General features: G+C 69.1%; 10 protein-coding genes. 5 read left to right on the forward strand and 5 right to left on the reverse strand.

All coding sequences use genetic code 11. The annotated features are described in order from the left end of the window. Positions 1–11 precede the first annotated feature (11 nt). The 3 genes from R6U01_RS13250 to R6U01_RS13260 form a co-directional block, all read right to left on the reverse strand. Complete coding sequence (locus R6U01_RS13250; protein ID WP_410286932.1) at positions 12–698, reverse strand: hypothetical protein; 687 nt, start codon at positions 696–698, stop codon at positions 12–14. Positions 699–783: 85 nt separating this feature from the next. Continuing rightward, complete coding sequence (locus R6U01_RS13255) at positions 784–1,491, reverse strand: archaellin/type IV pilin N-terminal domain-containing protein (protein ID WP_410286933.1); 708 nt, start codon at positions 1,489–1,491, stop codon at positions 784–786. Between the two features lie 336 nt (positions 1,492–1,827). Continuing rightward, positions 1,828–2,166 (reverse strand): hypothetical protein, encoded by a 339-nt coding sequence (locus R6U01_RS13260; RefSeq protein ID WP_410286934.1) that lies wholly within the window; start codon positions 2,164–2,166, stop codon positions 1,828–1,830. Positions 2,167–2,351: 185 nt separating this feature from the next. Here R6U01_RS13260 and R6U01_RS13265 point away from each other — a divergent pair, with 185 nt between their 5' ends. Beyond that, a complete protein-coding gene (locus R6U01_RS13265) occupies positions 2,352–2,690 on the forward strand; it encodes a helix-turn-helix domain-containing protein (RefSeq protein WP_410286935.1) in 339 nt (112 codons plus the stop codon). Positions 2,691–2,768: 78 nt separating this feature from the next. Here R6U01_RS13265 and R6U01_RS13270 read toward each other — a convergent pair whose 3' ends face one another. Further along, positions 2,769–3,497, reverse strand: coding sequence for an RAD55 family ATPase (locus tag R6U01_RS13270; RefSeq protein ID WP_410286936.1), 729 nt, complete (start codon positions 3,495–3,497; stop codon positions 2,769–2,771). Positions 3,498–3,641: 144 nt separating this feature from the next. Between R6U01_RS13270 and R6U01_RS13275 the strand changes: the two genes are divergently transcribed. Both R6U01_RS13275 and R6U01_RS13280 read left to right on the forward strand, forming a co-directional pair. Beyond that, the gene (locus tag R6U01_RS13275) at positions 3,642–4,205 is read left to right on the forward strand and encodes a HalX domain-containing protein (protein ID WP_410286937.1); all 564 of its coding nucleotides are present in this window, start codon (positions 3,642–3,644) and stop codon (positions 4,203–4,205) included. A 128-nt stretch (positions 4,206–4,333) separates the two neighbouring features. Further along, complete coding sequence (locus tag R6U01_RS13280) at positions 4,334–5,857, forward strand: molybdopterin-dependent oxidoreductase (RefSeq protein WP_410286938.1); 1,524 nt, start codon at positions 4,334–4,336, stop codon at positions 5,855–5,857. 13 nt (positions 5,858–5,870) lie between these two features. On the opposite strand, the gene R6U01_RS13285 is transcribed toward R6U01_RS13280, so the two are convergent. Beyond that, a complete protein-coding gene (locus tag R6U01_RS13285; protein WP_410286939.1) occupies positions 5,871–7,292 on the reverse strand; it encodes a DHH family phosphoesterase in 1,422 nt (473 codons plus the stop codon). Between the two features lie 178 nt (positions 7,293–7,470). Here R6U01_RS13285 and R6U01_RS13290 point away from each other — a divergent pair, with 178 nt between their 5' ends. Together R6U01_RS13290 and metX are read left to right on the forward strand one after the other, a co-directional pair. After that, positions 7,471–8,769 carry an O-acetylhomoserine aminocarboxypropyltransferase/cysteine synthase family protein gene (locus R6U01_RS13290; RefSeq protein ID WP_410286940.1) on the forward strand — a complete coding sequence of 433 codons (1,299 nt, stop codon included), beginning with the start codon at positions 7,471–7,473 and terminating at the stop codon, positions 8,767–8,769. Then, the coding region (metX, locus tag R6U01_RS13295; RefSeq protein ID WP_410286941.1) for a homoserine O-acetyltransferase at positions 8,766–9,907 on the forward strand (1,142 nt) is incomplete at its 3' end. The genes R6U01_RS13290 and metX, both read left to right, overlap by 4 nt.

Raw genomic sequence — 9,907 nt, forward strand, 5'->3', positions numbered from 1 at the left:
GCTCCGCTCGGCTACTCGATCCGAAACCCGTCCGCCTCCTCCGCGGCGCGGACGAGGTCGCCGATGCTGTCGCTCGCCGTGAGTCCGTGGCTCGCGGCGAACCGTTTTATCGCCACCGGCGGGACGTCCACCGTCGTCTCGCTCGCGACGAGCAGGAGCCCGAGCGCCTCCGGTGTGGGCGAGTTCGGCCCCGCGTTGGACGCGAACCACGTCACGAGCGAGTCGAACGTCGCCGTCACGTCGTTCGACACCATCCGCTGGCGGGTGGTGTCGCCGTCGACGTGGAGCGTCGCGTCGATCCCGTAGGTGAACCCGTCGCCGTCGAACGAGCTCGCCAGCCACCGGCTCACGGCCTGTCGGTCGACCCCGGCGTCGCCGTCGCCACTCGACGGTCGCTCGCCGCGGCCGCCCTCGGGGGCGCCCTGCCCCGCGACTCCCGGCCCGGCCGCGTTCGCCCGCGGGTCCGTGCCCGGCGGCCGACGCTCCGCGGGGCTCGCCGGGTCCGCCGCGGTGAACCCGGACTCGTCGGCGGGCCGGCCGGCCGACCGCGCCCGACCGACGTTGGGGCGGCCGTTCGTCCCGACGACGTACCGACCCTCCCCGATCTCGACGACGCTCTCGTCGTCGGTGAAATCGAGGTCGTCGGGGTCGGCCGGCGGGGCGTCCGGATCGGCCGCCGGTGCGTCGTGGTCACTCATGGCGTAGCCGTGGACACGCGAGAAAATATGTGTTCCGGGCGGAGGGATCCGCCGGGAGGACGGTTAGGGGGCTGTTCGCGGCTCGTCAGAGCCGGACCGCTTCGCCGTCCTCGGTGAAGAGGTCGGGCGCGTTCAGTTCGACCGAGGTCGTCGCCGACGACGGCGAGACGATCTCGAGCGACGAAGTCTGTCCTTCGCCGAACGCGTCGAACTCGCTGGTGTTGTGTGCGTAGGTGTAGTCACCGGCATCGTCGTTGATATCCTCATTCCTCATATCACCGAACGGCTCCGCGCCGGGATTCACGACGATCGTGTAGTCGGTGTCGTCGTCCAGCACCGCATTACCGCCGTCAACGAACTCACCGTCCGAATCCTGAACGGCGAACTCGCTCGCGTTGAGCTGGCTCGCATTCTCGATGGTGTCGCCTCCGCTAGCATTCGTATCTGTGAAGACGAGATTTGCCTGTCCGTTCGGGCCGACGGCCTGAAGGGTCGATTCCGAGAGGTCGATCTGATCAGCGCCGGCGGCGCCGGAGACGCTAATCTTGATCGACTCCAACTCACCCGAGCTGTTGTTTCCGACGATGCCGACTTCACTCGTCACGTCGATCCGTTCCGACACGAGATCGGTGCTCTCTTGACCGGTCGCCTCCGCCTGGGACTGAAGGAAGCCGGCCGTGTTGATCAGGACGCCGGCGGCGATCGCCGCCACCAGCACCATCGCGATGAACACGATGAGCGTCCCGATCCCCACCTGACCGCGCTCTTCCTCGTTCAGTATGGTTTCGAACATTGTGTGTTGCGTGGGCCCCCGGCCTGCCCGGCGGGCGTTATCGCTACGAAGTACCATTTCACTAATAAAGACTCCGCGCAGATTATCTGTACTGATAAAAATTTGCAGTCATGCGATTATCAAATTATTTCCAAAATAGTAATTTCTGCAAGAATTAACAATTTTTCATTCTAGTTATCGAATTGGAGATTCGCAACGCCGTCGGAGATATCGCGTGATCCGCCACGGCAGCGGCCCGGCTTCGGCGCCCGTTTGATCCGTTCGATAGCGTCCGCTTTCGGAGCGAACAGCGAGGCCGTATTCCGCTCCTTTTCGCCGGTGGCGCGTCGCGAGGCGCTACCTCTCTTGAAGCCGTGCGAGCTCGGACTCGGGGATCACGAACTCTCGCGTGCCCGGCTCGTAGACGGCGAGACTCCCGGCGACGAGCGCCATCGACGCCGCCAGCAGCCCGGTGTTGATAAGCAGCAGCGCCTCCGGGTTGGCGAACGACGTCCGGAAGCCGGCGACGGGCGTCGCGACGGCGGCGAAAACGACCAGTCCGAAGCCGACGGCCAGGTACGCCATCGCGGTGCGGCCCGACGACCGGTACGCGGCGACCGCGAACGCGGCGAGCGTCGCGCTCGACCCCGCCAGCACGGTGGTCGTCACGAGATACAGCCCCTCGATGAGATCCATACGCGCCGTCCTCGGAGTCGACACATAAACCCACCGTGGCGGCTATCACGGGCGATAACACCCAGCTCGCGGCTGCGATACCGCGTCTCCCGAGACGACCCGCGCCGCGCGCCCGTCTCGGAGTCCGAAGTCCCCGTAATCACCGGTATTCTTTTAACGTGTAAAAATCAATAGCGATAACGTGAATGGTGGGGGACGACCTGATAACGGTGCTCGGCAACAAGTACAACACGGACATCCTGACGGCGACCGGTGAGGCGATGTCCGCGCAGGACCTGAGCGACGAGCTCGACGTGCCTATCGCGACGTGTTACCGTCGGATCAACGAGCTCGAGGAGGCCGACCTGCTCGAGCTCCACGACCGGCCGCTCTCGGACGAGCATCGCCGGGTAAAGGTGTACCGCCGGAAGGTCGACGGCGTGGAAGTCGACTTTCGCGACGGGCTCACGGTCGAGGTCGAGGACCGCTCCGCGGTGAAAAACCGGCTCGACGACGTGTGGCGCGACCTCTCGTCGAGCCAGTAGTCCCCCGCGGACCCCTCGTCTCCCTGCCGGCGTCTCTCGTTCTCTCCGCGACGCCGCTCCCGACCGGCGCCGATCCGCTCAGAACGACGGCTCCTCGGAGCGACCCATCATCGAGAACCCGCCGGCCCGCTCGTGAACGGTGATCCCGCCTTCGCCGATTTCCATCGGGAAGATGTCGGTGTCGATGTCCTGTTTCCGCATCTTCGCCACCCAGACGTACCGGTTGACGCCCGAATCCGTCGGGGTCTGGATGAAGTAGATGTTGCCGTCCGTGAGGAAGTTCTCCAGCCCGACCTCGGTGTCCGGGAACACGGCACCCTGCTCGTTGATGAGCAGCGAGGTCAGTCCGTTCGCCTTGAGGATGTCCGAGAACTTCAGGAGGTACGTCCGCTTCTCCTGTTCGGCGTCGAAAAAGAGCTGGAACATCGACAGCGAGTCGAGCACCAGTCGATCGAACTCGCCGTCTTCGATTGTATCGAGCAGCCGGTCGACCGCCGTCGAGAAGTCGGTCTCTCGGAGCATCTCGCGCTTGTCCAGGATCACGATATCGCCGTCGTCGACGAAGTCGTCGAATCCGTCGAGGCCGATCGACTCCGCGGCGCCGCGGATGTCCGCCTCGTCCTCCTCGAACGAGACGTACACGCCGCGCTCGTCGTGGTCCGTAACGCCGTGATAGAGGTACTGGATACCGAAGATACTCTTGCCGGTGCCGGGGTTCCCGGAGACGAGCACCGTCGACCGCTCCGTAATGCCGCCGGCGAGGATCGAGTCGAGCCCCTCGACCCCGGTGGAGACGAGTTCTGACATTCGGCTCACTATTGGCGACGGGTGTATATAAAAGACGATCCGACGCGACCGGCCACACGACGGCGACAGCTTTATTTCTCGACACAACGCCCGTTCGTATATGCCCGGCGAAGCGTTCCCCGTCGACCTCGGCGGTGATTGGCGGTGAGCGACCACTCGGTCCTCATCGTCGAGGACGAACCCGACATCGCCGCGCTGTACGCCGGCTTCCTCGAAACCCGATACGATGTCGACCTCGCCGAGACCGCGGCCGAGGCGGTCGACCGAGTCGATCAGACCGTCGACGTGGTCCTCCTCGACCGCCGCCTCCCCGACGGGAGCGGTGACGACGTGCTCGAACACATCCGCGAGGCCAGCCACGGCTGCCGGGTCGCGATGGTCACCGCCGTCGAGCCCGACTTCGACATCATCGACATGGGGTTCGACCTGTACCTCACCAAGCCCGTCAGCCGCTCGAAGCTGCTGACGGCGATCGAAACCCTCCTCACCCGCAGCGAGTACGACGACCTCGTTCAAGAAGCGGCGGCCCTAGCGAGCAAGCGCGCGGTGCTCAGCTCCCAGAAGCCGGCCGCCCAGCGTCAGGGCAACGAGGCGTACGCCGAGCTCGTCGAGCGGCTGGAGTCCCTCGACGCCGATATCGACGACCTCGGCGAGTCGCTCTCCTCCGACGACTACCGCGCGATGTTCCGGGACCTCGGTGAGGCCTGACGCAGCGCCGCTCGCGTTGCGTCGCTGTCATCTCGCTTACCGGGGATCACGTCGCATTCGACTCCGACGTTTCCGCCTGTTCGGCCGCCGAGGACGCAGTTCAAGTGTCTGTGCCCCCGACGTAGCGTGTGATCAACGTTACCGAGCGACGAAACGCGCTGCTCGCGGCGGCGGCCGGCGCCGTCGCGGTCGCTGGGTCATACCTCGTCACGGGGTGGTCGCCCGCGTTCGTCGTCCGGCCCGTCGACCAGGCCGTCGTCAACCTGACGCCCGGGCCGATCGTGACCGTCGCGATCGAGACCCTCGGCGACGCGGGACACCTGATCCACATCGCCCTGGCGTTCGCGGCCGTGATCGGAGTGTTCGGACTGGTCGCGTTCGCCGGCCTCCGACTCTCCGCGCGCGTCGACCGGTCGCTGGCCGGTGCCGCAGCGACCGGCGTCGGGTCGTGGCTGCTCGCCGCCGGCCTGACCGGCGACCCCGCGCAGGCCGTCGGCGCGGCGCTCCCCCCGGCGGTGGTCGTCGCCGCGGGCGGGGTCCCGCCGCAGTCGACCGACTCGCGGTCTGAACCCGGCTCCTCGCTCGAGGGCGATTCGACGGGGGCCGTCGACGCGGTACGCCGCCGGACGCTCGGGTTCGTCGTGGGGGCGCTCGGGTTCGTCGTCGCGACGGTCGTCGCCCGGCGGTTGCCCGCGTCGGACGACGAGCCGCTCGCCGACGCCCCGCGGTCCGAGGGCGCGTCCGCGCGACTCCGGGAGCTCGAGTCGGCCTCGCTGGCGGTCGAAAGCGAGGACCTCCTCGGCATGGTGAGCCCGATCGGCGCGTTCTACAACGTCGACATCGCCGAGTTCGATCCGGCGGTGACCGCGTCCGAGTGGTCGCTGACGTTCACGGGGGAGACCGGGTCCGAGCGGACGGTGACCTACGACGAGCTGATCGACCGGCCCGTCGAGCACCGCGCGGTAACGCTCAGATGCGTCGGTGAGCGGCTGAACGGCCGTAAGCTGGACAACGCCGTCTGGACGGGGACGCCGATCCGCCCCCTGCTCGAGTCGGTCGACCCCGAGGGCGAGTGTAACTGCGCGATGTTGCGGGGCGAGGACGGGTACTACGTCCAGTTCCCGGTCGACGTGCTCGCCGACGGCTTCCTCGTGTGGGGGATGAACGGGAAGGAGCTCCCCCCGAGCCACGGCCACCCAGTTCGGGTGCTGATCCCGGGCCACTGGGGCGAGACGAACGTGAAGTGGCTCTCGGAGATCGAGCTGCTGACCGTCGCGGAGGACGGGTACTGGGAGGAGCGCGGCTGGGAGGGGACCGGCGAGGTGAAGACGGTCGCCAAGCTCTGGGACGAGGGGGTCACCGAGCGCGACGACGGTCGGATCGAGCTGGCCGGGCACGCCTACGCCGGGACGCGGGGCATCGAGCGGGTCGAGGTCTCGACAGACGGCGGCGACTCGTGGACCGACGCGGCGCTCTCCGACCCCCTCCCCGACGCGGACGTCTGGCGACAGTGGCGGCACGTCTTCGACCCCGACGGCAGCCACGAGGTGGTCGTCCGCGCGGTCGACGGCGAGGGGACCCGACAGACCGAGACGACGGCGGACCCGTCGCCGTCCGGGGCCTCCGGCTGGGTCCGCCGGACGGTCGGCTGACCCGTCCGTTCTCTCACGAGAGCTGCTCGCCGACCAGCTGATCGGCCTCCGCGAGGAACGCGTCGCGCTCGCCGATCGGGATCGTCGCGCCCGCGGCGACGTCGTGCCCGCCGCCGTCGCCGCCGACCGCCCGACTCGCCTCGCGCATCACCGCCGAGAGGTCGAGCCCGCGTCGCACGAGGGCGTGTGACCCCCGCGAGGACACCTTCAGCTCCTCGGCGCTCTCCTCCGCGAACGCGATCACGGGCTTCGAGCGGTCGACCGCCGGGGAGCCGATCGCCATGCCGGCGATGATCCCGACGATCGTCTCGCGGATCCGCGAGCCGGCGTCGAACCACTGCAGGTGCTCCTCGTCGGTGACGCCCTCCGTCTTCACCCACTGGAGCCCCTCAGAGAGGTTCCGTCGGTGCGTTCGGAGCAGCCGGCGCGCCTCGGCGAGCGCGTCGCCGCGATCGCCGAGACACACCGTCAGGCCGACGTCGGCGCGCTCGTACCGGGCGGTGGCGTTGAGCAGGGTGGAGAACTCGCTGACGTCCCGCAGCTCCGTGCCGGGCTCCTCGTCGACGAGCGTGTAGGAGGTGCCGACGAGGGCCTCGATTCGGTCCGCGGGAACCCCGGAGGCGACGGCGCGACGCATCAGCGCGGACGCGAGCGTCTGCCGCTCCGCTCCGTCGAGGTCGACCCAGCGGCGCCACTCGCCGTCTCGTTTCACGTCGATATCGAGGTCGGTCAGGAAGGCGATCGCTCCCGCCTCGTCGTTCGAGACGCCGGGGATCGACACGTCGGAGGCGTACTCGAGCAGCTTCGGCAGCGGTCGCGTCTGTCTCCCGTACAGGTCGAGATCGGTTCGCGTCTCGATCACCCCGGCGTCGACGCCGTCGGCGACGATCGCCTCGTTGGCGCCGACGAGCCCGCCGTCGGAGTCCTGCATGTCGCCGACCGCGCCGACGACCGCGAGGGCGGCGAGGTCGCGGTTGTCGCCGTCCGGGCCCTCCAGCGCTCGGGCGAGCACGTAGCTGGCGCCCGCGCCCGACAGCTCGCTCGCGCCGTCGATCCCTTCGAGCAGGGGGTTGAGGTGGAAGCGGGTGTCGCGGTCGGCCGGCCGGTGGTGGTCCGCGATCACGGGGACGAACGCGCCGCGCGCCTCGTGGTCGGCGATCACGTTGAGCTGGCCGGAGCCGAAGTCGGTGAACAGCACCACGTCGAACTCGCGGGCGGCGATCCCCGCGATCGAGTCGGCGTCCAGCTGTTTCTCGAAGACGACCTCGTGGTCGATCCCGGCGCGCGCGAGCGCCGACGACGCGATCGCGGCGCTCGTCAGCCCGTCGGCGTCGATGTGGGAGGCGAGCAACACCCGGTCGGCGGCGCGGAGGCGGTCGGCGCAGGCGCTCGCGCGCCCGGCGAGGTCCGGTACGGGTGAGTCGGCGACTGCCATTACCCCTCGTTGGCTCGCGATCGGGGATAAACTCACGCTTCGCGGGGGCCGCGGCACGCGACCGCGACGCGGTCCCTGTGGTCGACTCCATCGCCGCCGCGCCTCCACCCCACCAAGCCGAGGCATCACTTGCCGTAACTGACGGTTATAGATATTTTGAGATATATGCACTACACACATGACACGTGGGTTCAACACCCGGAGCCTCCACGCCGGCGCCGAGGTCGATCCGGCGACCGGGTCGCGGGCGACCCCGATCCACCAGACGACCTCGTTCGTCTTCGACGACGCGGACGCGGCGGCGGAGCTGTACGCGCTCCGGGCGGAGGGCCACATCTACTCCCGGCTCTCCAACCCGACCGTGGCCGTCTTGGAAGACCGGCTCGCCGACCTCTCGGGCGGGTCTGACGCCGTCGCGACCGGCTCGGGGATGGCCGCCTTCGACGCGATCACGACCGTGCTCGCGAGCGCGGGCGACAACGTCGTCGCCAGCTCCGAGATGTACGGCGGCACGGCGGCGTACCTCACCAGTATCGCGAACCGCCGCGGGATCGAGACCCGGCTCGTCGACACGCTCGACTGCGAGGCGTACGAGAACGCGATCGACGAGGACACCGCCTTCGTCCACGTGGAGACGATCGCGAACCCCTCGCTCGTCACGCCCGACTTCGAGCGACTCGCCGAGATCGCCCACGAGAACGCGGTCCCGCTGGTCGTCGACAACACGTTCGCGAGCCCGTACCTCTGTCGCCCGTTCGAACACGGCGCGGACGTCGTCTGGGAGTCGACGACGAAGTGGATCACGGGCAACGGGACGACGGTCGGCGGGATCGTTGTCGACGGCGGGCAGTTCCCGTGGGACCACCCCGACGCCGACTACGACGAACTCGACGGCCAGTCCCCCGCCTACCCGATCGACTTCGTCGAGCAGTTCGGCGACGCCGCCTTCGCCAACGTCGCCCGTCAGCGCGGCGTGCGCCCGACCGGGGGCCAGCAGTCCCCCTTCGACGCGTGGCAGACGATCCAGGGACTCAACACGCTCCCCCTCCGGATGGAGCGGCACTGCGAGAACGCGCGGACCGTCGCCGAGTTCCTCCGGGACGACGACCGGATCGACTGGGTGGCGTACCCCGGCTTCGAGGACCATCAGAGCCACGACAACGCCGCCGCGTACCTCGACGGCTTCGGCGGCATGGTCACCTTCGGCGTCGACGGCGGCTACGAGGCCGCCAAGACCCTGTGTGAGTCCGTCGAGCTGACGAGCTTCCTCGCCAACATCGGGGACGCGAAGACGCTCGTCATCCACCCGGCCTCCACCACGCACGCGCAGATGGACGAGACCCAACAGCGGCTCGCTGGCGTCTTCCCCGACATGCTCCGGCTCTCCGTCGGGATCGAGGACCCGGACGACGTGATCGCCGACCTCGACCGCGGGCTGGCGGCGGGCGAGCGCGCCGCCGAGGGTGAGGACCGATGAGCACGACGCCCTCCGACGAGGGGGTCGCCTCGCTCGGCGAGTTCGTCTTCGAGTGCGGCCAGTCGGTCCCCGACCTCGAGGTCGCCTACGAGACGCACGGCGAGTTCGACGGCGACAACGTCGTGTTGGTCTGTCACGCGCTCACCGGGAGCCAGAACGTCGCGCGCTCGCCCTCGCCGGAGCGGGACGCCGGGCAGGCCGGGCAGGCGCGCGCCTGGTGGGACGACATCGTCGGGCCGGGGAAGGCGATCGACACGACCGAGTACTTCGTCGTCTGCGCGAACGTCCCCGGCTCCTGTTACGGCACGACCGGGCCGACGAGCGAGCGCCCCGCCGACCTCGACCTCCCCGACGAGCCGGACCACGACCGGTGGGGGACCGCCTTCCCGCCGGTGCAGGTCGAGGACTGGGCCCGCGCCCAGCGCCGCCTGCTCGACCACCTCGGCGTGGGGCGACTGCGCGCCGTCGTCGGCGGGAGCGTCGGCGGTATGAACGTCTTGGAGTGGGCGAAGCGCTACCCGGACGACGTCGACCGGATCGTCGCCATCGCGGCCGCCGGACGGCTCGACGCGCAGTGCCTCGCGCTCGACGCGGTCGCCCGCCGCGCGATCCGCGCGGACCCGAACTGGAACGGGGGCGACTACTACGGCGAGGGCCGGCCCTCGCCCGACGAGGGGCTCGCGCTGGCCCGCCAGATCGGCCACATCATGTACCTCTCGAAGGCGTCGATGGAGCGGAAGTTCGGTCGGCGCTCCGCCGGCCGCGACTCGCTGACCCGCGAGGAGGGCGACCTCGGGCTGCCGCCGGAGCCGACGGCGGCCTTCTTCCCGTACCGGGAGGTGGAGTCGTACCTCGACTACCAGGCCGAGGGGTTCAGCGAGCGCTTCGACGCCAACAGCTACCTCTACCTCACGCGCGCCATGGACGAGTACGACCTCGCCGCCGGCCACGGCACCGACGCCGACGCCGTGGCGGCGTTCGAGGGCGAGGCGCTCCTGCTGAGCTTCACCGCCGACTGGCACTTCACCGTCGAGCAGTCCGCGTCGCTGGCGACCGCCTTCCGCGACCGCGACGTCCCCGTCGCCCACCACGTGATCGACTCCGACCACGGCCACGACGCGTTCCTCGTCGAGCCCGA

Origin of the sequence: Halorubrum sp., assembly GCF_046498025.1 — an archaeon.
In the GTDB taxonomy this organism is placed as follows: Archaea; Halobacteriota; Halobacteria; order Halobacteriales; family Haloferacaceae; genus Halorubrum.